Genomic DNA, 23,190 nt, shown 5'->3' on the forward strand with positions numbered 1-23,190 from the left:
TATCGTTGATGTAAGCGGTGCACACATAGAAGGTGGAGACACGTACTGAACCGACCCGCCTCCGTCCGCTGACCGCACCAGACCGAAAGGCACTCGCCATGACTTCGTTGCCCACCGCCATGCGCGCGATCGTCGTGGACGACGAGAAGAATCTCGTCGTCGACGAGATCCCCACCCCCGCTCCCGCCGCCGGCGAGGTCCTCGTCCGGGTCGACGCGGCCGGGATCAACCGCGCGGACCTCCTGCAGCGCCAGGGTCTGTACCCGCCGCCTCCCGGGATCAGCGATGTCATAGGGATGGAGGTTGCAGGCACCGTCGTCGCACTGGGCCCCGCGGTCGACGGCCCGGCCGTCGGCGACGAGGTGTGCGCGCTGATCGCCGGCGGCGGGTATGCCGAGTACGCCGTCGTTCCAGCGGCACAGCTGCTCCCCGTGCCCGCCGGTGTGTCACTGGTCGACGCGGCGGCGCTGCCGGAGGTCGCGAGCACCGTCTGGTCGACGATCGTCATGGACGCCGGGCTCAAGGCCGGCGAGCTCCTCCTCGTGCACGGCGGCGGCAGCGGCATCGGCACGCACGCGATCCAGGTCGCGAAGGCGCTCGGGGCGCGGGTGGCCGTCACGGTCGGCTCGGAGGGCAAGGCGCAGCGCTGCCGCGAGCTCGGCGCCGACATCGTGATCAACTACCGCGAACAGGATTTCGCGGCCGAGCTCGCGGGCCAGGTGGATGTGATCCTCGACATCATGGGAGGCAGTTACCTGCCGCGGAACGTCGACGCGCTGGGCGTCGGCGGGCGACTCGTGATCATCGGGATGCAGGGCGGGTTCACCGGCGAAGTGAACGTCGGCGCACTCATCGGCAAGCGGGCCCGCATCATCGGGCTCAACGTGCGGAACCGGCCGCTGACCGGCCCCGGCTCGAAGGCGGAGATCGTCGCCGCGGTCGCCGCGGACGAGTGGCCTCTCGTCGAGCGGGGCCTGATCGCGCCGGTGATCTCCGCGCGGCTGCCGCTCGCCGAGGCCGAGCGAGGACAGGCCCTCCTCGAATCGAAGGACTCCGTCGGCAAGGTTCTGCTGCTGCCCCGGGAAGGCTGATTCCACCAGCCGATTCGCACCCGGGCGCAACCTTCGGGTAACTTGTTGCTCGCCCGATGGGCACGCGGATGTAGCGCAGTTGGTAGCGCATCACCTTGCCAAGGTGAGGGTCGCGGGTTCGAATCCCGTCATCCGCTCACGGAGCCCCGGTCGCGTACGCGGCCGGGGCTTCAGCCATTTCCGGGGTGCTGGAGCGGCCGCGACCACCAGGCCGGCGGAGTCGGACGGAATCGCGGCGCCCGGCCACCTATCGGCGATCTCCTGCTAACTTCCCGACGTGAGCGAATCCACACCGGAGCAGACCCTCAACGACCGCGTTCGCGCCGCCTACCATTCGGTTTCCGACGAGGCGCGCGCCGAGAAGGTGGCCAAGCAGCACGGCCGCGGCAAGATGACGGCTCGGGAGCGGGTCGCGCTGCTCGCGAGCGGCGGCTTCCACGAGTTCGGCGCCCTCGCCGGGCCCGGCCCCGCGCAGCAGGGCGCCGCACCCCTCGTCGCCCCGGGTGACGGTGTGGTCACCGGCATCGGCTACATCGACGGTCGGCCGGCGGCGATCGCGGCGTTCGACTTCACGGTGCTCGGCGGCAGCAACGGCGCCACCGGCATGGCGAAGCTGGACCGATGCGCCGAGCGCGCCCTGCTCGATGGGATTCCGCTGGTCATGCTCATGGACGGCGGCGGCCACCGCATGCAGGAGGCCCTGGACTCCCGGCTCGCCGCCCCGGGGTCGAAGCTGCTGCTGCGCCTGGCCGACCTCTCCGGGCACGTGCCGCTCGTCGCGGCGATGATGGGCCCCGGATTCGGTGCACCCGCGAACATCTCGGCGTGCTGCGACTTCGTGACCATCGTGCGCGGCATGGGCACCATCGGCATCTCCTCGGCGCCGCTGGTCCAGGCCGCCACGGGCGAGAACCTCACCAACGACGAGATCGGCGGCGCCGACCTGCAGGCCGAGCGCGGCGTCGTCGACCTGGTCACCGACACCGAGCAGGAGGCCGTCGACGCGATCCGCGCCTTCCTCAGCTACCTCCCCGCCTCCGCCGCCGACGAGCCGATGGTCTCGGCCGGCCCCTACGAGCCGGGCGATCCGGCAGGCACCATCGACACCCTGGTCCCGGCGTCGATGCGACAGGCGTACGACGTGGTGGACGTGATCGAGGCGATCGCGGACGTCGACACCGTCTTCGAACTCAAGCGGCTGCACGCGCCGAACATCGTGACCGCCTTCGCCCGGATCGACGGCCGCGCCGTGGGCGTCGTCGCGAACCAGCCCCGCTTCCACGCCGGCGCGCTCGACGCCAACGCCTGCGAGAAGGCCGCGCACTTCATCGCCGTCTGCGACGCCTTCGGCCTCCCCCTGGTGATCCTCATCGATCTGCCGGGCTTCCTGGTCGGTGCGGGTGCCGAGGAGACGAACCTGGTCCGGCGCAGCGCCCGGCTCGGCTACGAGCTGACCGCGGCCACGGTCCCGCGCTTCGTGATCGTGACCCGCAAGGCCTACGGCGCCGCGTACATCGCGATGGGCGGCGGCCGCAGCATCGAGGCCGACCTCTCGCTGGCCTGGCCCACCGCCGAGATCTGCGCGATCCCCATCGAGAGCGCGGTCGACCTCGCCTTCCGTTCGCAGTACGAGGCCGCTCCCGATCCGGCGCAGGCCCGCGGCGACCTCATCACGCTGTTCCAGGCCAACGTCGACCCGCTGTTGGCAGCCGACGGCTTCGGCATCGACGACGTGGTGCTCCCGTCGGCGACGCGGCCCATGCTCGCGGAGGCGCTGGGGCGGGTCCGGCGGCGCCCGCCGCGGGTGCCGCAGAAGCGGCGCTCGATCTCCCCGATCTAGGGATCGAGTCGGTCCGCCGCCACCGGCGGCGCCGAGCCCGTCGCCGCCCACCCGAGTACCCTAGGGGGGTATGGTACGGTGGATTTATACGGAAGGGCGGGCACGACGATGAATCCCCTGCTGAAGATCAGCGCTTTCGCGGCCGGCCTGGCCGTCGTCTTCGCCGCCTCGTTCGCCGTGGGCGGCGCCGTCGGGCCGACCCCCATAGCGCCCGGCGCGCACACCGTCGCACCGTCGACCACGGAGGGAGGACACGGTGGCCACTGACACCCACCCGACGGCGACCGTCGTCGACCTGGCGATCGAGGGCATGACCTGCGCCTCCTGCGCGAACCGCATCGAGCGCAAGCTCAACAAGCTCGACGGAGTGACCGCCACCGTCAACTTCGCCACCGAGAAGGCACACGTCACGGCGCCGGCGGACACCGATGTTGCGGTCCTCGTCGACACCGTCGAGCAGGCGGGATACGCCGCCCACCTCCCCGCCCCACCGGGCGGCGACGCGGAGGCGGAGCCCGCCGGACGCACCCATGAGCCGGCGGACGCGCTGCGGCGACGCCTCGCGATCAGCGCCGCCCTCACCGTCCCCGTGATCGCGATGGCGATGATCCCCGCGCTGCAGTTCGACTACTGGCAGTGGCTGTCGCTGACGCTGGCGTCGCCGGTCGTGGTGTGGGGCGCGCTCCCCTTCCACCGCGCCGCATGGACCAACCTCCGGCACGGCACCGCCACGATGGACACGCTCGTCTCGATCGGCGTCCTGGCCGCGTTCGGCTGGTCGGTCTACGCCCTGTTCTGGGGCACCGCCGGCGTCACCGGCATGACGCACCCGTTCACGCTCACCATCGAGCGGATGGACGGCACCGCCAACATCTACCTGGAGGCGGCCGCCGGCGTCACCACCTTCATCCTGGCCGGGCGCTACTTCGAGGCGAAGAGCAAGCGGCGGGCCGGCGCCGCGCTGCGCGCCCTGCTCGAGCTGGGCGCCAAAGACGCGACAGTGCTCCGCGACGGCATCGAGACCCTCGTTCCGATCGCCGAGCTCGCGGTCGGCGACGAATTCGTCGTGCGGCCCGGCGAGAAGATCGCGACCGACGGCGTCGTCGTCTCCGGGCAGTCCGCCGTCGACGCCTCCATGCTCACCGGCGAGGCGGTGCCCGTCGAGGTGCGCGCCGGCGACCCGGTGGCCGGGGCGACCGTCAACGCCGGCGGCCGGATCGTGGTGCGCGCGACCCGCATCGGCGCCGACACCCAGCTGTCGCAGATGAGCCGCCTCGTCGAGGACGCGCAGGCCGGGAAGGCGAAGGCGCAGCGCCTCGCCGATCGGATCTCGGGCGTCTTCGTGCCGATCGTCATCGCGATCGCCGTCGGCTCCCTCGGTTTCTGGCTCGGCTCGGGCCAGCCGGCCTCCATGGCACTCACGGCCGCAGTCTCGGTGCTCATCATCGCCTGCCCCTGCGCCCTCGGCCTCGCGACGCCGACGGCGCTGCTGGTCGGCACCGGCCGCGGCGCGCAGCTCGGCATCCTCATCAAGGGCCCCGAGGCGCTGGAGCACACCCGCACCGTCGACACCGTGGTCCTCGACAAGACCGGCACCGTCACCACCGGCGTCATGACCCTGCAGGCGGTGCACGCGGCCGGGTCCGAGGACGCCGACGAGGTGCTCGCCGTCGCCGCAGCCCTCGAGGCCGCGTCGGAGCACCCGATCGCCCGCGCCGTCGTGCGGGCCGCCCCGGGGCCGCTCGCCGCAGTCGACGACTTCGTCGCCGTGCCCGGACTCGGTGTCCGCGGCCGGGTCGAGGGGCGCGCCGTCACCGTCGGGCGCCCGGACCTGCTCGACGCCGCCGCGATGCGCCTGCCCGACGATCTGCGTGCGGCCTTCGACGAGGCCGAGCACCGGGGCCAGACCCCGATCGCTGTCGGCTGGGACCGCGCCGCACGCGGAGTGCTCGTCGTCTCCGACGAGGTCAAGCCTGCGTCGCGCGACGCGATCGCCCGGCTCCGCGGGCTGGGCCTGCGCCCGGTCATGCTCACCGGCGACAACGAGCGCGCGGCACGGTTCGTCGCCGCCCAGGTCGGCGTCGACGAGGTGATCGCCGGCGTGCTGCCCGCGCAGAAGGTGGCGGCGGTGCGCCGCCTGCAGGCCGAGGGCGCCGCGGTCGCGATGGTCGGCGACGGGGTCAACGACGCCGCCGCCCTCGCTGCCGCCGACTTGGGCATCGCCATGGGCACCGGCACCGATGCCGCTATCGAGGCGTCCGACCTCACCCTCGTCAGCGGCGATCTGAGCACCGTCGTCGACGCGATCCGGCTCTCCCGCCGCACCCTGAGCACTATCCGGACCAATCTGTTCTGGGCCTTCGCCTATAACGTGGCGGCGCTCCCCCTGGCCGCGGCGGGACTGCTCAACCCGATGCTCGCCGGCGCCGCGATGGCGTTGTCCTCCGTCTTCGTGGTCGGCAACAGCCTGCGACTGCGGAGTTTCCGGCCCCAGAAGGGATACTGAGCCCATGACCACCGACGCCGACCACGCGCACCACGGCTACATGTCCGACAAGGACGAGTACCTCAAGCGGCTCCGTCGCATCGAGGGGCAGGCGCGGGGCCTGCAGCGGATGGTCGAGGAGGAGAAGTACTGCATCGACATCCTCACGCAGGTCTCCGCGATGACGAAGGCCCTGCAGGCCGTCGGGCTCGGCCTGCTCGAGGACCACATGGGCCACTGCGTCGTGAACGCGGCCCGATCGGGCGACGAGGCGGAGACCGCGGCCAAGCTCAAGGAGGCCGCGGACGCGATCGCGCGCTTCACGCGCTGAACGCACTTCCGCAGGTGGCGCGGCGTGCTCCGGACACCGAAATACCCGAACCGACTTCCCCGCAGTACACCGTTCCCGTACAGTGATTGATGTCAGCGAAGTGAGCTGCGTCTCACACTCCGGCACCCTCACCCATACACCCGCCCGGCCCACACATCCCCGGGCGGGTGTTGGTGCGTTCGGGGCCGACGCCGGGACTACTTCACGTTCGCGGAGGCGAACCGCGACAGCGCGAGCAGGCGCGACGTGGCGCGCAGGTACTTTTTGCGGTACCCGCCGGCGAGCATCTCGGGCGTGAAGATCTCGTCGAGCTTGCCACCCGAGACGAGCACGGGGATCCCGGCGTCGTAGAGCCGGTCAGCGAGCACGACGATGCGCAGCGCGACGGTCTGGTTCTCGGCCGGGTGCACGCCGCGGATGCAGACCTCCGAGATGCCCTCGACGAGTTTCTTGTACCGCGAGGGATGCAGCTTCGACAGGTGCTCGGACAGCGCATCGAAGTCGTCGAGCGTGGCGGTGGGATCCGCCTCGGCGACGGCGACGAGTTCCTCGTCGGTGAGCGGGTCCGGCGCCGGCGGCAGGTCGCGGTGCCGGTAGTCGGGGCCGTCGACGCGCACCGACTGGAAGACCGCGCTGAGCTTGTTGATCTCGCGCAGGAAGTCCTGGGCGGCGAACCGGCCCTCGCCCAGCTGACCGGGCAGAGTGTTCGACGTGGCGACGATCGACACGCCGCGGGCCGCCAGCTCGGTGAGCAGGCGCGACATCACCATCGTGTCGCCCGGATCGTCCAGCTCGAACTCGTCGATGCACAGCACCGTGTGGTCCGAGAGGTACTCGACGCACTGGTTGAAGCCGAGCGCGCCCACGAGGTGGGTGTACTCGACGAAGGTGCCGAACGACTTCGGCGACGGGACGCTGTGGAAGATCGAGGCCAGCAGGTGGGTCTTGCCGACGCCGAATCCGCCGTCGAGGTACAGGCCCACGCCGTGCGGCGGGGTGCTCTTGCGGCCGAACAGGCCCTTCTTGTTCCGCTGCTTCGTGAGCTTGACGACGTCGTCGACGAAGGCGCGGCCGGCCTGGACCGCGGCGGCCTGGGTAGGCTCGTTCGGGTCCGGGATGTAGCTGTCGAAGCTGACCTCACTGAACATCTCCGGCGGAACGAGCTGCTCCACCATCTGCTCGGGCGTCACCGTCGGATTGCGGTCCACGAGATGCAGCGTCATGAGTGGTGATCATATCCGCTGGTCGTCGCGGTCGAAAACCCGCGCTACGGTCGTGGCGTGATCGAGTCACTCCCCGCGGACGACGCCGCCCTCGCCCGCGCCTACGCGCACCCGCTCGCGGAGGGCCGCCCGTACGTGCGCGCCGGCATGATCAGCTCGCTCGACGGATCGTCCACCGCCGGCGGCCGCTCCGGCGGCCTGGGCGGCGACGGCGATCGTCGGGTGTTCCAGGCACTGCGCGCCGCCGCCGACGTGGTCCTCGTCGGCGCGGCGACGGTGCGCGACGAGGACTACGGCACACCCGAGCACCCGGCGCTCGCCGTCGTCACGCGCGGGACGATCGCCCGCACCGCCCGCCTCTACCCGCCCGGAGGAGCGGAGCCGATCGTCTATTCGGGCCATGGTGCGTCCGTCGACCTGCGCGCCGTGCTCGACGACCTGTACGCGCGGGGACATCGCCGGGTACTCGCCGAGGGCGGGCCCGGCGTCCTCGGCGCGCTGCTCGCGGCGGGCCTCGTCGACGAGTTGTGCCTCACCATCGCACCGGTACTCTCCGGCGGCGACGGCAGGCGGATCGTGACCGGCCCCGACCTGCCGCTCGACCGCTGGCAGCGGCGCCTGGTCCTCGGCGACGACGCGGGCTACCTCTACACGCGCTGGGAGCGCTGACCGCCCGGCTCAGGCGATCTGGCTACTGTGAGGGGCATGCCCCACGCGCGCACCCGAGCCCTCGCCGCCGCCGGGATGGCCGCCGTCGCGATCGTCGCCGTGTCCGCGTGCGCCCCCGTGCCCGCGCCGACGCCCGACTACGTCACCGACTTCGGCAAGGGCGGCGGGGCGCCGTCGGCCTCCGCGGAGAACGGGCCGAAGGGCCCGGAGTGGAGGGCCTCCGCCAAGGACCCGCTCGCCTGGCAGGACTGCACGAGCCGCCTCGCGGCGCGGTACGGCACCCCGCCCGCGGCGAACGCCACACTCGAGTGCGCCACCCTCACCGTCGGCGTCGGCCAGACCGACGCTCCGCTGCAGCTCTCGGTGACCCGGGCGCGGGTGCCCGGCACGCCGGGCTCGGCAGCGCCGCTGGTGCTGGCGGGTGGCACCGAGTTCACCGGCCAGCGGGCTCTGGCCACGCTGGCTGCCGGCGACAGTCCCGTGCTGGCGAACCGGCCCGTGGTCGCCGTCGAGCGACGGGGCATCGGGACGTCGGGGGCGCTCACCTGCCGGACAGCGCCCGACCAGTCGCTCCTGCGCAGCGGTGGCACCGCGGGGCCGAACCTGCAGGCGCGGGTGGCGGAGGTCAGCGGGGCCGCGCGGCGCGCGGCGACGTCGTGCGGCGACGCCTACCCCGACGCCATCTCCGGCTTCACCGCGGCCGCCGCGGCCGACGACCTCGAGAAGCTGCGCACGACCTGGGACGTCCCGGCGCTGGGCCTCCTCGCCGTGGGCGACGGCTCGACCGCCGCCCTCGCCTACGCCGCGAAGCACCCGAAGCAGGTCGCCCGGCTGGTCCTGGACTCCCCCGTGCGCTACGGCGGCACGGAGCTTCAGCGCGCCGAGGACGCCGCCCGCGGCACCTCCGCGACCGTCGACGCATTCGCCGCGCAATGCGGCCCCACCTGCGCCCTCGGGGCGGATCCGGCGGGCGCGGTGCGCGGGATCATCGCCGACGCGGCCGCCGGGCGCCTGGGCACGTTCACGGACTCCGACCTCCGACGGGCCGTGGTGCTCACCCTCGGCATCGGCCCCGGCGACCGGGACGTCCGCATCACCCGCCTCGCCACCGCCCTGCAGGGCGCCCGCTCCGGCGACGCCGCACCGCTTCGCGCCCTGCTGCGCTCCGCCGACGAGACCCTGGGCACCGACGGCCAGTTCGTCGCCCGGTGCTCGGACGCCGTGACCAAGGCATCGCCCGATCAGATCCTCGCGTCCGCCCAGCGGTGGGGGTCCGAGTACCGGCTGGGCGCCGCCGCCGCTCTCGACCTCGGCGCCTGCTCCGCGTGGCCGACGATGCCCGCACCGCCGAACCTCACCGACCTCGGCGTGAGGTCGGTGGTCGCCACCTCGGCCGCCGATCCGCTCACCGCGCGCACCGCGCTCGACACGCTGACCGGGCAGCTCACCGTCGTCGGAGCGCAGCCCTCGGCCATCACGTGGGCCGGGATGGGCGACGGTGCGGTCATCCGCTCGTCGTGCGTGCAGAAGTCGCTGATCGGCTACCTCGACAAGCTCGACGCCCCGTCGACGCGGGCCTGCCCCGCGTGACGCTGCCGGGCCCGCCGGCCCGGACCCCGGCGGGCCTCCCGGCCGCCGGGACCCCGTTGGGTACGGTTTAGCCGTGTCGTCAGTAGCCCTCGCGCGGATGAAGTCCGATCCCGGCCTCGTGGTCAAGGCCATCCTGTGGCCGCTCGCCCTGCTCACGCTGCTGCAGCGGCTGATGATCCTGGTCCCCAACGGGAACAAGACGGACGACTTCACGACGGTCTACGCAGCTGCGGTGCGGTTCCTGCGCAACGAGGCCGTGTACACCGAGGACTACAACACCGTCGATCCGCACTACCTGTACCCGCCGTCGGGCACGCTGCTCATGGCCCCGTTCGGCTACTTCGACCCCCAGACGGCGCGGTACATCTTCGTCGGGCTGAGCGCCGTCGCCCTGCTGCTCGCGCTGTACATCCTGCTGCGCATGTTCGGGTACGGGCTGAATTCGGTCGTCGCGCCCGTGGTGCTGTTCTTCGCGGTGACCACGGAGGCCGTGACCAGCACCCTGGTCTACACGAACTTCAACTGCTTCGTCCTGCTGGCCGAGGTCGCCGCGATGGCGCTGTTGCTCAAGCGCAAGGACCTCTGGGCCGGGATCCCGCTCGGGCTGTCCTTCGCGGTGAAGCCCCTGCTCTTCGTGATGCTCCTGCTCATCGTCGCCAACCGGCAGTGGAAGGCGCTGATCGGGGCCGTCGGCATCCCCGTGGTGCTGCTGGGCGCGGGGATGCTGCTCTCGGCCGACCGCACGGAGTTCTTCCACAAGACGCTGCCGTACCTCAGCGTCGCCCGCGACTACTACAACAGCTCGATCCAGGGCAACGCGCAGTACTTCGGGCTCCCGATCTGGCTGTCGCTGTTCCTGCGCGTCGCCATGGTCGTGATGGCCGCCGTCGCACTGTGGCTGCTGTGGAAGTACTACCGCAAGAGCAACGAGCTCCTCTGGCTGACGACCTCAACCGGAATCCTGCTGACGACCTCGTGGCTGGTGCTCTCGCTCGGCCAGGGCTACTACTCGATGCTGCTGTTCCCGATGCTGATGACGGTGGTCTACCGCAGCTCGGTGATGGGCAATTGGGTGTCCTGGGTCGCGGTCTACGGCTTCCTCAGCTACGACAACTGGTTCTCCGCCATGTGGCCCGCGTTCGGGAGATCGCTCGCCTATCTCAAGTGCACCCTCGGCTGGTCGCTGCTCGTCATCGTGCCGTTCTGCGTGCTCCTCTTCCGCTACCTCGACGCGAAGGCCGAGAACCGGCTCGACGAAGGAATCGACCGGCCGCTCCCGCCCGACGAGGAGCCCGGGAAGCACGAGCTGGCACCATCCGCCGCTCGGGGTTAACTTGGAGGCATGAGTGAGGCCGGTTCTCCCAAGCCCAAACTGCAGCTGAGCGATTCGGAGTGGCGGCAGCGCCTCTCCGAGCCCGAGTTCCGCGTGCTCCGGCAGGCGGGGACCGAGGCGCCGTTCACCGGCGAGTACACCGACACGAAGACGTCCGGGGTCTACCGCTGCCGCGCGTGCGGCGAGGAACTCTTCCGCTCGGACGCCAAGTTCGACTCGCACTGCGGCTGGCCCTCGTTCTTCTCGCCGCTGGCGGGCGAGAAGGTCATTGAGCGCGTCGACACCTCGCTGGGCATGCGCCGCGTCGAGGTGCTGTGCGCCAACTGCGGCAGCCACCTCGGCCACGTCTTCGAGGGCGAGGGCTACGACACCCCCACCGACCTCCGCTACTGCATCAACAGCATCTCCATGCGCCTGGAGCCCGACGACGCTTCCTGAGCTGCTCGCGGCGGTGGTGGGGCGGCCCCCGCGAACGATTCTGCAGCGTGCGAGCCGTTAGGCGAGCGCGCGAAGCCTAGTGGGCGGGGGCCGCCCCACCACCGCCCCCAGCCCATCCGTTAAGGGAGGGCCGTGACGAGCTCGCGCACCCCCACGCGCGGCCCGGAGAAGAAAGGCGTCTCCTCGCGCGTGTGCCGGCGCGCCTCGGTGGCGCGCAGGTCGCGCATCAGGTCGACGATGCGGTGCATCTCGGGTGCCTCGAAGGCGAGCAGCCACTCGTAATCGCCGAGGGCGAAGGCGGGCACGGTATTCGCGCGGACGTCCGGGTAGCCGCGCGCTGCGCGCCCGTGGTCGGCGAGCATCGTGCGGCGCTCCTCGTCGGGCAGGAGATACCACTCGAGGCTGCGGACGAAGGGGTAGACGCAGATGTACGCGCCCGGGTCCTCCCCCGCGAGGAACGCGGGGATGTGGCTCTTGTTGAACTCCGCGGGGCGGTGCAGCGCGGTGCTCGACCACACCGGGTCACTCGCACGGCCCAGCGCCGTGCTACGCCGGAAGTCGTTGTACGCGGCCTGCAGGTCCTCGAGTTTCTCGGCGTGCCACCAGATCATGAAGTCGGCGTCGGCGCGCATCCCCGCAACGTTGTAGACGCCGCGCACCACCAGGTCGCCCTCCTGGATCGTGGCGAGGAAGGCCTCGGCCTCGGTGGCCGCCGAGGCCCGCTGCTCGTCGTCGCCCAACTCCCCCGGCGTGATCGCGAACACCGAGAACATGAGGTAGCGGACGGTCGAATTGAGCGCTGCGTAATCCAGTTTGGCCATGGTGCCGATCGTAGTCGCGCGCGCGGGACGGCCTCAGGACAGGTCGGCGAGGACGCGCGCCGCGGCGGCCTCCGCGCGGGCGATGCACGCGGGCACCCCGACACCGTCGAAGTACGCCCCCGCGAGGGCCAGTCCCTTCGGGGTGGCCGCCTCGATCGCGGCGAGGGTGTCGCGGTGGCCGGGCAGGTAGACGGGGATGCCCTCGTACCAGCGCTGCACGTGCGCGGCGGTCGGCTCGACGGTGACGCCGAGCACGTTCGCCAGGTCCTCCCGCGCCGCCGCGACCAAGCCGGCGTCGACGTCGTCGACGATCCGGCTGACGCCGAGGCGGCCGAAGGACAGGCGCACCGTGCCGCCGGGCAGGTGGCGCCACTTGCGGCCCGACAGCGTCACCGCCTTCGCGCTGACCTGCTCACGACTCGCCACCAGAACGCCGGACAGGTCCGGCAGCTCGGTGTCCTCGGGCAGCCGCAGCGTCACGAGCGCCGAGCTGGCCGCCGGTATCGTGCCCGCGGCCGCGCCCAGCTCCGGCAGGCTCAGCCCCACGAGGCGGCCCACCTGCGGCGCGGGCACGGCGAGGACGACGGCGTCGAACATCGAGCCGCGCAGGCTCCAGCCGGGGCGCACCTCCGGCACGGGAGCACCGAGCACGATGCGGTCGCCGAGCCGCTCGGCGAGGGCGTCGAGCAGCTGCTGGTAGCCGCCACGGAGGGCGCCGAAAACAGGACTGTCGTCGGGCTCGCCGAGGACGCCGCGGACGGCCTCGCCGAGCGACGCGGCGCCCTCATCGAGGCGGGCGGCCAGCGCGGGGAGTGCGGCGCGGACGGAGACGTCGTCGGCGTGGGCGGCGAAGACCCCCGACACCATCGGATCGACGCTGCGCTCCACCACCTCGTCGCCGAGGCGCGAGCGGACCAGAGCGCCGATCGACGCGTCGCCACCCTGTTTCCAGCGCAGCGGGATCCGCACCTCGTCGGCGTCGCCCGGGATGCCCATGACGGTGCGGCCGAATCCGCCGCGCAGGGCGCCGTCGGCGAACAGCGCCGGGCGACGCCCGGCGGGCTCGACGAGTTGGTCGGCGAGGCCCAGCTCGGTCGCGAGGTCGATCACCTCGGGCCGGCGGCGCACGAAGGCCTCGGCGCCCACATCGAGACGCACGTCGCCGATGATCTCGGAGCGCAGCTTGCCGCCCACGCGATTGCCCGATTCGAAGACGGTGACGCGCGCCCCCGCCTGCTGCAGGCGCAGCGCGGCGACGAGACCCGAGATGCCCGCTCCGACGACCGCGACGTTGCTCATAGTCCGTGCACCAACTCGACCACACGTGTGAGCGCATCGGGATCCGTCGTGGGCAGCACGCCGTGGCCGAGATTGAAGACGTGCCCCGTGGCGCCCGCGGCGACGGCGGCGTCGGCGTCGGCGACGACGCGCCGGACCTGCGCGTCGACGGTGTCACGGTCGGCCATGAGGGTGGCCGGGTCCAGGTTGCCCTGCAGCGCCTTGCCGGGACCGACGCGGCCCGCGGCCACGTCGAGCGGGACGCGCCAGTCGACGCCCACGACGTCGGCGCCGGCCGCGCCCATGGCGCCGAGCAGCTCGCCCGTGCCGACGCCGAAGTGGAAGGCGGGCAGCGCCGGAGCGCTCTCGCGCAGCGCGGCGAACACCCGCGCGGAGTGCGGTTGGACGTACTGCCGGTAGTCCGCGAGCGAGAGCACACCGGCCCAGGAGTCGAAGAGCTGGAAGGCCTGGGCGCCGGCGTCGGCCTGCACCCGCAGGAACGTGATCGCGATGTCGGCGAGCGCGTCGAGCAGCGCGTGCCAGGTGTCGGGCCGGCTGTACATGAGCGCCTTGGTGCGCTCGTGGTTGCGGCTGGGGCCGCCCTCGACCAGGTACGACGCCAGGGTGAACGGGGCGCCGGAGAAGCCGATCAGCGCGACGCCCGCGGGCAGCTCGCTCCGCAGCAGTCGCACGGCCTCCGCGACCGGCTCGACCTGGGCCGCGTCGAGGCGCGGCAGGGCGGCCACGGCGGCGGCGTCCCGGACCGGTTGCTCGATGACCGGCCCGATCCCGCTGACGATGTCGAGGTCGATCCCCGCCGCCTTGAGCGGGACCACGATGTCGGAGAACAGGATCGCGGCGTCGGTGCGGTGCCGCCGCACGGGCTGCAGCGTGATCTCGCACACCAGGTCCGGCCGGAAGCAGGACTGCAGCATGCCGATGCCCTCGCGCGCCTTGCGGTACTCGGGCAGCGAGCGCCCGGCCTGTCGCATGAACCACACCGGGCGCCGCTCCGGTGTGCGCCCCGCCGCAGCCTCGAGGAGCGGGTACCCCGTCGTCGATCGATCCTCGTTACTCATCGTCGACGATCATGTCATGACCGCAGCGCCGGCAGGCCGCGGCCTGCGGCGCGCCTCCGCCTTCGGCGCCTCCGGAGCGGCTACGGTCACGATTTGTGAGCCAACCAGGAACGGGTGACGAAGCGGCGGGCGGTGCGGGAGCGCGCGGCGCCGAGCCGGAGTCCTTCCGTGCGGCGGTCGAGTCCCTCCACACGGCGACGGTCCGCCCCGAGATCGAGATCGGCAGCATCCGGCCGCCACAGCGTCTCGCCCCGTACAGCTACGCCCTCGGCGCCGAGGTCCGCGCGCCCGAGACCGACGTCGTGCCCGAGCACTCCGACGGCGAGACCTTCGGCCGCCTGATCCTGCTCCACGACCCCCACGGCCACGAGGCGTGGAACGGCCTCATGCGGCTCGTCGCCTACGTGCAGTCCGATGTGGACGAGTCCCTGGCCTCCGACCCGCTCCTCCCCGAGGTCGCCTGGAGCTGGCTGACCGACGCGCTCGCCGAACGCGACCAGGAGGTGACCGCGCTCGGCGGCACCGTCACCGCGACCGCGTCCGTGCGGTACGGCGACATCGCGGGTCCCCCGCGCGCGCACCAGCTCGAACTGCGGGCGTCGTGGACGCCCCTCGGCGAGGACCTGTCGGGGCACGTCGAGGCCTTCTGCGCGGTACTCGAGACCGCCGCCGGACTGCCGCCCGCCGGCATCACCCGGCTCGGCTCGGTATAGGCGCCGCCGTGGGCAAGGCCTCGACGGAACCGGTCCCCGGCATTCCGCTCACCGAACCCGCCGAGGGCGTCCCCGAGCCCCTCACCACCGTCGAGGAGTTCGCGGAGTGCGCCGCGGCGCTGCGCCGGGGCACCGGCCCCATCGCCGTCGACACCGAGCGGGCGTCGGGCTTCACCTACTCGTCCCGCGCCTACCTGATCCAGATCAAGCGCACCGGGTCCGGGCTGTTCCTGCTCGACCCGATCCACGAGCCCGAGGGCCTGGCCCCGGTGATCGAGGCGATGCGCGGCGTCGAATGGGTGCTGCACGCCGCCGACCAGGACCTGCCCTGCCTGCGGGACGACGGCTTCGAATGCGACGAGCTCTTCGACACCGAACTCGCCGGCCGCCTGCTGGGCGCGCCGCGGGTCAACCTCGCGGCCATGACCTCGGAGTACACGGGCTACGCCCTCGCGAAGGGCCACGGCGCCGCCGACTGGAGCACCCGGCCCCTGCCCCACGACTGGCTCAACTACGCGGCGCTGGACGTGGAGGTCCTGGTGGACCTGCGCGACGAGGCCTACGAGCGGCTCGAGGACGCTGGGAAGCTGGAGTGGGCGCTCGAGGAGTTCGAGTACGAGCGCACCCGGCCCGACCCGCCCCCGAAAGCCGATCCGTGGCGCCGCCTCTCCGGCCTGAGCACCCTGCGCAACCGGCGCCAGCTGGGCCGCGCCCGCGAGCTGTGGCTCGCGCGCGACGAGATGGCGGAACAGCGCAACGTCGCGCCCGGGCGGACCCTGCCGGACGCCGCGATCGTCAACGCCGCCGCGAAGAACCCTACGACGGAAGCGGAACTGACTGCCCTGCCGGTGTTCGGGGGGCCGCGGATGCGGCGCTCGGCGAAGCGCTGGCTCGGCGCGATCCACCGGGCGAACGCCCTCCCCGACTCCGCGCTGCCGCCCCTGCACGGCCCCCGCAACGCGGTGCCCGCCACCAACCGGTGGGCGAAGTCGAACCCGGAGGCCGCCGAGCGCCTCACGAAGGTCCGGGCCGCGCTGTCCGCGATCTCCGACGAGGTGGCGGTGCCGGTGGAGAACCTCCTGCCGACCGACGCGGTCCGGCAGCTGTGCTGGGACGGGACGACTCATGGTTCCGACGCCGTCGACGTCGCCCTCGCCGCTACGGGCGCGCGGAACTGGCAGCGCCGACTGACGGCGAGCGCCGTCGCGGACGCGCTCGCCTCCGCCTGACCGCGCCGGCGGTCAGCGCACCTGTTCCGGCGTGGCCGGCTCCTTCTCGACGGGCACGGTCACGTGCGCGCACGCGGTGACCCAGCCGGTGACGCGGAAGGCGATCTCCGACGGGGTGAGCCCCAGGTCGGTGAGGATCTCGCTGCGGGACGCGTGATCGAGGAAGTTCTGCTCGATGCCGAGGACACGGGTCGGCACGTCGACGTCCGCGCGCTGCAGCGCCGCGGTCACGGCCGCCCCGATGCCGCCGGCGACGCCGTTGTCCTCGAGGGTCACGACGAGGTGGTGCGTGCGCGCCAGGTCGACGATCGACGCCGGCACCGGTAGCACCCAGCGCGGGTCGACGACGGTCGCGGAGATGCCCTGGTTGCGCAGGCGCGCCGCGACGTCGACCGCGGTGTGCGCGAAGGCGCCGACCGCGACGATGAGCACATCCGCGCCGCTGGAACCGTCCTCGACGAGGACGTCGACTCCGTCGGGCAGGCGGCGCACGGCCTCGAGGTCCGCGGGCACCGCGCCCTTGCCGTACCGGATCAGGGTCGGCGCGTCGTCGACGTCGAGGGCCTCCGCGAACTCCTCGATCAGGCGCGCGGCGTCCCGGGGCACCGCCGCGCGCAGGCCCGGCACGATCGCGGCGAGCGACAGGTCCCACATGCCGTGATGGCTGGCGCCGTCGGGACCGGTGACGCCGGAACGGTCGAGGACCACGGTGACGCCCTGCCGCAGCAGCGCGACGTCCATGAGCAGCTGGTCGAAGGCGCGGTTGAGGAAGGTGGCGTACAGGGCCACGACGGGGTGCATGCCGCCCAGCGCCAGGCCGGCGGCGGAGGTCAGGGCGTGCTGCTCCGCGATGCCCACGTCGTACATGCGATCGGGGAACTTGCGGCCGAAGTCGGCCACCCCCGTCGGCTCGGCCATGGCGCCGGTGATCGCCACGACATCGGACCGCTGCTCGCCCTGCGCGACCAGTTCCGCCGCGAAGACGGAGGTCCAGTCGCGGGTGCCGCCGGCGCCGGCGACCGGGAGGCCGGTGGTGGGGTCGATGACGCCGATGCCGTGCATCTGGTCGGCCTCGTGATTCTCGGCGTGCTCGTAGCCGTTGCCCTTGCGGGTGAGGGCGTGCACCACCACGGGTCCGCCGAAGTCCTTGGCGCGCCGCAGCGCGGCCTCGAGGGCCTCCTCGTCGTGCCCGTCGATGGGGCCGATGTACTTGAGGCCGAGGTCGGCGAACAGCGCCTGCGGGCTCACCATGTCCTTGATGCCGGCCTTCATGCCGTGCAGGAACGAGTACGCGGGCTCGCCCAGGACGGGCATGCGGCGCAGCCGGGCGCGGGCCTCACCGAGCAGTCGCTCGTACTCGGGCTGCGTGCGCAGGCCCGTGAGCCGGTTGGCGAGTCCGCCGATGGTGGGCGCGTAGGAGCGGCCGTTGTCGTTGACGACGATGACGACGGGCCGGTCCGAGGCCGCGATGTTGTTGAGCGCCTCCCAGCACATGCCGCCGGTGAGGGCGCCGTCGCCGACCACGGCGACGACGGTGCGCTGCTCCCCCTTGAGCGCGAAGGCCTTCGCGAGGCCATCGGCGTAGCTCAGAGCGGCGGAGGCGTGGGAGGACTCGACCCAGTCGTGCTCGGACTCGGCGCGACACGGGTATCCGGAAAGGCCGCCGGCCTGGCGCAGGGTGTCGAAGCCGTCGCGCCGGCCCGTGAGGATCTTGTGCACGTAAGCCTGGTGCCCCGTGTCGAAGAGCACCGGATCGGTCGGCGAGTCGAAGACGCGGTGGATCGCCATGGTCAGCTCGACCACGCCGAGGTTCGGTCCGAGGTGACCACCCGTCGCCGAGACCTTCGCCACGAGGAAGTCCCGGATCTCAGCGGCCAGCTCGGTGAGCTGGTCCTGATCCAGTCGACGCAGGTCCCGTGGGGACTCGATGGTGCGCAGCAGGTTCATATCCCTCGTGTCTACTCCCGTGAGAGGTGCCTTTCCACTTTACCGGCGCCGCCGGTCGGTCTCACGTTACCGGCCGCGCCGGTCTTCGCGACCCGGCACGAGCACCGCGAAGGCCTCCAGGTGGTGCGTCCCGGGGAAGGCATCGCACGCGTCCAGCGCGGCGAGGCGGTAGCCGTTCTCGCACGCCGCGCCCACATCGCGGGCGAACGCCGCCGGATCGCAGCCGACGTGCACGATCGCCCGCGGCGCGGTCGCGGCGATCGCGGCCATCACCGCCGCACCGGCACCGGTGCGGGGCGGGTCGAGCACCACGACCGAGGGCGACGGCAGTCCCCCGAGCCGGGAGGCCACGTCGCCGCGGTGGAAGGTGACGGGCTCCCCCGCGAGTGTCTGCTTCCCCGCGGCGATCGCGCCGCCGGAGGTCTCGACCACGTCGACCGCGAAACCCTCGTCGACCAGCGCGCCGGCAAGCACGCCCGCGCCCCCGTAGAGATCCCACGCCCGGCCCGGCTCGCCCCCGTACCGGCCCGTGTAGGCGGCGACCGACTGCGCGTACCGGGCCGCCGCGTCCCGGTGCGCCTGCCAGAAGCCGCCGACGGGGATCCGCCAGGACCGCGCGCCCACCCGGTACTCGGCGAGGGCGTCTCCGGCCAGGACCTGCGCGGGCCGTCCCCTGCGCGCGGGCACCGCGGCGTGCGCGGCGCCGGCGTCGTCGAGGACGAGCGCCACCTCCGTGCCGGGCTCGGCGCGCAGGTCCGCCGCGAGCTCGGTGAGCGCGGCGGGCAGCTGCGCGCAGGGCGCGACGACCACGGCGTCGCCGCGGTGCACGTGCTGGCCGAGGCGACCGGCACCGTCGGCGACGAGGCGCGCGCGGTGCCGCCAGCCCGCGACGGGGCCGTCCGACACCGGAACGACGGCCGGGTCCCGGCCCGCTCCGAAGGCGTCGGGCGCGAAGCCGCCGATCCGCTGCAGCTGCTCGCGCAGCACCGACGCCTTGAGCTCGCGCTGGTAGGCGGGGTCGGCGAAGGTCAGGTCGCAGCAGCCGGCGCCCGCGGCGGCGGCGGCGCAGGCCTCGGGCACGCGGTGCGGCGAGGCCTCGAGGACCTCGACGGCGCTCGCCCGGGCGTAGGACTTCTTGACCTCGGTGACCCGCGCGCGCACCGTCTCCCCGGGGAGCGCGCCGCGCACGAAGACCGCCCGGCCCTCGTGCCGGGCGATCACGAAGCCGCCGTGCCCGGGTGCGCCGCAGGTCAGCTCGAGCAGGTCATGCGGTGCGACCATGCACCGTCCTCCTGGCCACGAGGAAGGTGAGCAGCAGGCCGACCGCGAACATGGGCCAGCCCATGACGATCCGCGCGACGCCGAGACCACCCACGTCGTCGTTCTGGTACAGCGCGAACTGGACGGCGAACCGCACGACGAACATGCCGATCCACAGGACGGTCAGCCACGCGAAGACGCGGAACTGCCGCCGGTCGGCCCGCCAGTCGTGGGCGGCGGCCTTCGTGTCCGCACCGGCCCCGTCGTCCTTCCGCTCGTCGAACAGGTGCCACAGCACCCCGACGAGCGGCCGGCGCACGATCAGGGACACCGCGAAGACGACGGCGAAGACGGCCTGCATGACGATGCCGTAGAGGAAGTAACCCCTGCCGCTGCCACCGACGATCATCGCGATCACCACGCATACCGCGACGCCGAAGAAGCCCGAGATCGCGGGCTGGATGGAGGTTCGGGTGGCGAGTCGGACCACGGCGACGAGGGCGGCCACCGCGAGGGCCGCGATCGCGCCGCCCGTGAGCCCCCAGATCGCGTTCCCGGGCACGAACGCCATCACGGGCAGGGCGGAGTACACCATGCCCTGCCAGCCGCCCATCTGCTCGAGCACCTGGTCCTTGATCGAAGGCTCGGGGGCCTTCTGCTCCGCCGTCGCCGGCTCCTGCTCAGCACCATCCGTCACAGGAACACAGTACGTGGCCGGGCCTCCCTCGATCCGGGCGTCCGGTGCCGCCGCTCCGGGCGGCCCTGGCATGCTCGGCTCATGCCGCTCCCCGCGCACACCACCGCCGTTCTCCTGCCGGGCTCTGGCTCGGACGCCGATTTCGCGCTCCGCGCGTTCGCGCCGCTCACCGCACTGTGTGCACGCGCCGTGGCGGTGGACGCGGCGCCGCCGTCGGTGGTGGCCGGGTATCGCGCGGCGCTGGACGCCGCCGCGTCCGACGGTCCGCTGCTGGCCTGCGGGGTCTCCCTGGGCTCCGCGGTGGCCGCGAGCTGGGCGCTGGAGCACCCCGACGCCGAGGTGACCCTCGTGCTCACGCTGCCGCCGTGGTGCGGGAAGCCCGGGCCGGAGGTACCGGCGGCGGTCTCGGCGCGGGTGACCGCGGACACGGTCGACGAGGTGGGCCCGGCCGAGGCGATCGCGCGGATGCGGGCCGGGAGCCCGCCGTGGCTGGCCCGGGAGCTGAGCCGGTCGTGGGCAGCGCACGGCGACTTCCTCGCCCCGGCCCTGCGCGAAGCCGCGGGGTACGCGGCGCCGACCGAGTCGGCGCTCGGCGGGCTGGGCGCGCGGACCGTCGTCGTCGGCGCCGAGGGCGACCTGATCCACCCGGTCGCCACGGCACGCGCCTGGGCTTCGGCGATCCCCGGCGCCGCCGCGGTGGTGGTCGACCTGGCGGATCTCGGCCCCGACCCGGCCGTGTTGGGCCGGGCGGGGCTCGACGGCCTTACTGCTGGTTCTTGAGTCGGGTCAGCGCCGATCCCTGGGTGAGCCGGTCCTGATTGCTCTGCCGCAGGGCGGCGGGGCCGTCGGCGGCGGCGCGCTGCGCGACCTGCGCGGCGATCGCCGCTGCGGCCTGCTCCTGCTGCGCCTGCTGCTCGGCCATGGCCTGCTGCAACTGCTGCACGAGCTCGGCGGGGAGCTCGATCTCGAGGTGATCACGCGCGGGCCGCGGGTCGGTGCCGCGCCGGACCACCGTCTCGGCGAGCATCGCCCGCGCGAGCTGCGCGGCCTGCTCGGCGCTCTCGGCCGGCGAGGCCACGACGATCCGGACCATCCACCGCGGACCGTCGACGCCGATGAACCGCAGCACACCGTCGGGCTGGGTCCCCACGACCTCGCGGCCCCAATGGCCGTCGTCGATCGTGACCTGGGCGCCGTTCTCGCGGAGCGAGTCGGCGAGTTCGGTGACGACCTCGCGCCACTGCCCGCCCGACTTGGGGGCCGCGAAGACGCCGGGGGTGATGCGGCCGACCGGGGTGTCCAGGTGCACGCCGACGGGGACGCCCTCCGGGCTCATCTCGACCTGCAGCTGCGCCTCGGGCGGCATGGCCAGGATGATCGACCCCAGGTCCAGGCGGCCGTCGTCGAGACCCTCGGCGCTCTCGAGGGAGTTGAGGTCGTACGGACCGGCGCCGGTGCCGAGTTCCTGCACCTCGTCCTCGTCCGCGGGCGCCGGCACGGTGTGGTGCTCGGGCTGCCCGATCGTCGCGTACGGATCGACGCTCGCGGTGCTGCGCTGCTTGGACTTGCGGCGGCCGAGGGCCATGGACGGTGCTCCTTGGTTCTTCGAGGGTGGGCGGGAGGGCTCGGGAGTGCTACAGGGCGGGGCTAGTGCGAGGTCTCGAGGCTGGCGTGCCCGCCCGACGAGCCGTAGCCGCCGGCGCCGCGCACCGTCTCGTCGAGGAATGAGACCTCGTCGAAGTCGGGGAGCTCGACCCGCTGGACGAGCAGCTGGGCGATGCGGTCGCCGCGCTTGATGTCGACGGCGGTGTCGCGATCGGTGTTGAGCAGGCACACGACGATTTCGCCGCGATAGCCGGCGTCGATGGTTCCGGGCGTATTGACCACGGTGAGACCGTGTTTCGCGGCGAGACCGGATCGCGGGTGGATCAGCCCGACGGTGCCGTGCGGCAGCGCGATCGCCACGCCGGTGGCGACGAGCGTGCGGGCACCGGGTTCGATCCGCACGTCGATCGTCGAGTACAGGTCCACGCCCGCGTCGCCGGGATGTGCGCGCTGGGGAAGGGGGAGGCCCTCGTCGAGCCGCAGTAGGGGAATCTGGCTCACCATGGGATGCAGACTACGCTGAAGCCGTGTCGGACGATCGAACAGTGAAGACCTCGGGGCCGGGAAACGCCTACTTCGAGAGGCTCACGGTGCCGTGGTACTGGTGGTTGGCGGGAGCGGTCGTGGCGGGCCTGCTCTGCTTCGAGGTGACGCTCGCCGCGCGCTGGGGCGATTGGATGATCGGCGCGTTCGTGCTGATCGTCGTGGTGATCGCCGTGCTGCTCTGGTCGATGGGCCGCGGCAGCGTCGCGGTGCGCGAGGGGGAGCTGTGGGCGGGCAACGCCCACCTGCCACTGGAGTTGATCACCCGGGCCGCGGCGGTTCCGCCGGAGGCGAAGAGCGCGGCCCTGGGCCGCCAGCTCGATCCCGCCGCGTTCGTATATCACAAGGGGTGGATCAAGACGATGATCGTCGTGGTCCTCGACGATCCCGACGATCCGACGCCGTACTGGATGGTGTCCACGCGGCGTCCGGAGAAGATTCTCGCTCTCATCCCCGCTGCGACCACGCTCGGATAGCGAGCGGGTCGCCGCGGAGAAGTTCGCCGTCAGGCGCAGTCGATGCAGATCAGCTCGGTGCCGTCGGGATCGGCGAGCCGGCTGCGGTGGTACACCAGGAAGCAGCTGGTACAGGTGAACTCGTCAGCCTGCTTGGGCACTACGCGGACGCTCAGCTCCTCGCCCGACAGGTCGGCTCCGGGGAGCTCGAACGATTCGGCGGTCTCGCCCTCGTCCACATCCACCGTGCCGGACTGACCCTCGTTGCGACGGGCCTTGAGCTCTTCGAGCGAATCCTCCGAGATCTCGTCCGCCTCGGACCGCCGTGGAGCGTCGTAATCAGTTGCCATACCGTGTCATCCCCATCCTTGCTCGTGCCCCGAGCCTCGGGGTTTCCGAGGCCGCCGGGCGCGTTGTTAGCCGCGCGAGCGGCCAGAGTGTAGCGCACTGAGAATCGATTGTCACTACTCTTCGTGACGGTCGCTGATTCCACCGCTCGTTGCCCCTCTAACGCACGATGAGCTCAATTGATTCCCACGGCGGCCGAGGGGTGGGGCGCCGCG

23 protein-coding genes and 1 tRNA gene are annotated in these 23,190 nt (G+C 72.6%); 14 read left to right on the forward strand and 10 right to left on the reverse strand.

Going from position 1 to position 23,190, the window contains the following annotated elements:
• Window positions 1-119: 119 nt before the first annotated feature.
• The 6 genes from FK529_RS08125 to FK529_RS08145 all read left to right on the forward strand — a co-directional run bounded on the left by FK529_RS08125 (window position 120) and on the right by FK529_RS08145 (window position 5,747).
• Window positions 120-1,091, forward strand: a complete 972-nt coding sequence (locus tag FK529_RS08125; RefSeq protein ID WP_146560661.1) for an NAD(P)H-quinone oxidoreductase — start codon at window positions 120-122, stop codon at window positions 1,089-1,091.
• A 64-nt stretch (window positions 1,092-1,155) separates the two neighbouring features.
• Window positions 1,156-1,228, forward strand: a tRNA-Gly gene (locus FK529_RS08130).
• 140 nt (window positions 1,229-1,368) lie between these two features.
• Window positions 1,369-2,931, forward strand: coding sequence for an acyl-CoA carboxylase subunit beta (locus FK529_RS08135; protein WP_146560467.1), 1,563 nt, complete (start codon window positions 1,369-1,371; stop codon window positions 2,929-2,931).
• Between the two features lie 108 nt (window positions 2,932-3,039).
• Window positions 3,040-3,198: a hypothetical protein gene (locus tag FK529_RS20195; RefSeq protein ID WP_166436389.1), complete on the forward strand. Its 159-nt coding sequence runs from the start codon at window positions 3,040-3,042 to the stop codon at window positions 3,196-3,198.
• Window positions 3,188-5,437: a heavy metal translocating P-type ATPase gene (locus FK529_RS08140; protein WP_146560468.1), complete on the forward strand. Its 2,250-nt coding sequence runs from the start codon at window positions 3,188-3,190 to the stop codon at window positions 5,435-5,437. The genes FK529_RS20195 and FK529_RS08140 overlap by 11 nt, the downstream gene beginning before the upstream one ends.
• 4 nt (window positions 5,438-5,441) lie before the next feature.
• Window positions 5,442-5,747: a metal-sensitive transcriptional regulator gene (locus tag FK529_RS08145; protein ID WP_146560469.1), complete on the forward strand. Its 306-nt coding sequence runs from the start codon at window positions 5,442-5,444 to the stop codon at window positions 5,745-5,747.
• A gap of 197 nt (window positions 5,748-5,944) precedes the next feature.
• Here FK529_RS08145 and zapE read toward each other — a convergent pair whose 3' ends face one another.
• Complete coding sequence (gene zapE / locus FK529_RS08150; RefSeq protein ID WP_146560470.1) at window positions 5,945-6,970, reverse strand: cell division protein ZapE; 1,026 nt, start codon at window positions 6,968-6,970, stop codon at window positions 5,945-5,947.
• Between the two features lie 57 nt (window positions 6,971-7,027).
• Here zapE and FK529_RS08155 point away from each other — a divergent pair, with 57 nt between their 5' ends.
• The 4 genes from FK529_RS08155 to msrB all read left to right on the forward strand — a co-directional run bounded on the left by FK529_RS08155 (window position 7,028) and on the right by msrB (window position 11,000).
• A complete protein-coding gene (locus FK529_RS08155; protein ID WP_231702992.1) occupies window positions 7,028-7,639 on the forward strand; it encodes a dihydrofolate reductase family protein in 612 nt (203 codons plus the stop codon).
• A 36-nt stretch (window positions 7,640-7,675) separates the two neighbouring features.
• Window positions 7,676-9,229 (forward strand): alpha/beta hydrolase, encoded by a 1,554-nt coding sequence (locus FK529_RS08160; RefSeq protein WP_146560472.1) that lies wholly within the window; start codon window positions 7,676-7,678, stop codon window positions 9,227-9,229.
• Window positions 9,230-9,326: 97 nt separating this feature from the next.
• Window positions 9,327-10,562, forward strand: a complete 1,236-nt coding sequence (locus FK529_RS08165) for a glycosyltransferase family 87 protein (RefSeq protein ID WP_146560662.1) — start codon at window positions 9,327-9,329, stop codon at window positions 10,560-10,562.
• A 9-nt stretch (window positions 10,563-10,571) separates the two neighbouring features.
• Window positions 10,572-11,000, forward strand: coding sequence for a peptide-methionine (R)-S-oxide reductase MsrB (gene msrB, locus FK529_RS08170; protein WP_146560473.1), 429 nt, complete (start codon window positions 10,572-10,574; stop codon window positions 10,998-11,000).
• A gap of 119 nt (window positions 11,001-11,119) precedes the next feature.
• Here msrB and hemQ read toward each other — a convergent pair whose 3' ends face one another.
• The 3 genes from hemQ to hemE are packed head-to-tail and all read right to left on the reverse strand — an operon-like array spanning window position 11,120 to window position 14,178.
• The gene (hemQ, locus tag FK529_RS08175) at window positions 11,120-11,821 is read right to left on the reverse strand and encodes a hydrogen peroxide-dependent heme synthase (RefSeq protein WP_146560474.1); all 702 of its coding nucleotides are present in this window, start codon (window positions 11,819-11,821) and stop codon (window positions 11,120-11,122) included.
• A 33-nt stretch (window positions 11,822-11,854) separates the two neighbouring features.
• Window positions 11,855-13,120, reverse strand: a complete 1,266-nt coding sequence (gene hemG / locus FK529_RS08180) for a protoporphyrinogen oxidase (protein WP_146560475.1) — start codon at window positions 13,118-13,120, stop codon at window positions 11,855-11,857.
• On the reverse strand, window positions 13,117-14,178 hold the full coding sequence (gene hemE, locus FK529_RS08185; protein ID WP_146560476.1) for a uroporphyrinogen decarboxylase: 1,062 nt from the start codon (window positions 14,176-14,178) through the stop codon (window positions 13,117-13,119). The genes hemG and hemE overlap by 4 nt, the downstream gene beginning before the upstream one ends.
• A gap of 95 nt (window positions 14,179-14,273) precedes the next feature.
• Here hemE and FK529_RS08190 point away from each other — a divergent pair, with 95 nt between their 5' ends.
• Together FK529_RS08190 and FK529_RS08195 are read left to right on the forward strand one after the other, a co-directional pair.
• The gene (locus FK529_RS08190) at window positions 14,274-14,891 is read left to right on the forward strand and encodes a DUF3000 domain-containing protein (protein ID WP_146560477.1); all 618 of its coding nucleotides are present in this window, start codon (window positions 14,274-14,276) and stop codon (window positions 14,889-14,891) included.
• Between the two features lie 8 nt (window positions 14,892-14,899).
• Entirely contained in the window at window positions 14,900-16,120 is a 1,221-nt protein-coding gene (locus FK529_RS08195) for an HRDC domain-containing protein (protein WP_146560478.1), read from the forward strand.
• 12 nt (window positions 16,121-16,132) lie between these two features.
• Here the strand turns inward: FK529_RS08195 and dxs are convergent, their stop codons facing one another.
• The 3 genes from dxs to FK529_RS08210 all read right to left on the reverse strand — a co-directional run bounded on the left by dxs (window position 16,133) and on the right by FK529_RS08210 (window position 20,024).
• Window positions 16,133-18,067 carry a 1-deoxy-D-xylulose-5-phosphate synthase gene (gene dxs / locus FK529_RS08200; RefSeq protein WP_146560479.1) on the reverse strand — a complete coding sequence of 645 codons (1,935 nt, stop codon included), beginning with the start codon at window positions 18,065-18,067 and terminating at the stop codon, window positions 16,133-16,135.
• 66 nt (window positions 18,068-18,133) lie between these two features.
• Entirely contained in the window at window positions 18,134-19,348 is a 1,215-nt protein-coding gene (locus FK529_RS08205) for a class I SAM-dependent RNA methyltransferase (protein ID WP_146560480.1), read from the reverse strand.
• Complete coding sequence (locus FK529_RS08210; RefSeq protein WP_158635077.1) at window positions 19,332-20,024, reverse strand: DUF3159 domain-containing protein; 693 nt, start codon at window positions 20,022-20,024, stop codon at window positions 19,332-19,334. Before FK529_RS08210 ends, FK529_RS08205 begins: the two co-directional genes overlap by 17 nt.
• 81 nt (window positions 20,025-20,105) lie before the next feature.
• Here FK529_RS08210 and FK529_RS08215 point away from each other — a divergent pair, with 81 nt between their 5' ends.
• The gene (locus FK529_RS08215; RefSeq protein ID WP_146560482.1) at window positions 20,106-20,804 is read left to right on the forward strand and encodes an alpha/beta fold hydrolase; all 699 of its coding nucleotides are present in this window, start codon (window positions 20,106-20,108) and stop codon (window positions 20,802-20,804) included.
• On the opposite strand, the gene FK529_RS08220 is transcribed toward FK529_RS08215, so the two are convergent.
• Window positions 20,788-21,609, reverse strand: a complete 822-nt coding sequence (locus FK529_RS08220; RefSeq protein WP_146560483.1) for a DUF3710 domain-containing protein — start codon at window positions 21,607-21,609, stop codon at window positions 20,788-20,790. The genes FK529_RS08215 and FK529_RS08220 overlap by 17 nt on opposite strands.
• A gap of 62 nt (window positions 21,610-21,671) precedes the next feature.
• Complete coding sequence (dut, locus tag FK529_RS08225) at window positions 21,672-22,133, reverse strand: dUTP diphosphatase (protein WP_146560484.1); 462 nt, start codon at window positions 22,131-22,133, stop codon at window positions 21,672-21,674.
• Between the two features lie 23 nt (window positions 22,134-22,156).
• Here dut and FK529_RS08230 point away from each other — a divergent pair, with 23 nt between their 5' ends.
• Window positions 22,157-22,648 (forward strand): DUF3093 domain-containing protein, encoded by a 492-nt coding sequence (locus FK529_RS08230; RefSeq protein ID WP_166436390.1) that lies wholly within the window; start codon window positions 22,157-22,159, stop codon window positions 22,646-22,648.
• Window positions 22,649-22,677: 29 nt separating this feature from the next.
• Here FK529_RS08230 and FK529_RS08235 read toward each other — a convergent pair whose 3' ends face one another.
• Window positions 22,678-22,977, reverse strand: coding sequence for a DUF4193 domain-containing protein (locus FK529_RS08235; RefSeq protein WP_068525100.1), 300 nt, complete (start codon window positions 22,975-22,977; stop codon window positions 22,678-22,680).
• Between the last annotated feature and the right edge of the window lie 213 nt (window positions 22,978-23,190).

The organism is Tsukamurella asaccharolytica (assembly GCF_007858435.1).
Classification (GTDB): Bacteria; Actinomycetota; Actinomycetes; order Mycobacteriales; family Mycobacteriaceae; genus Tsukamurella; species Tsukamurella asaccharolytica.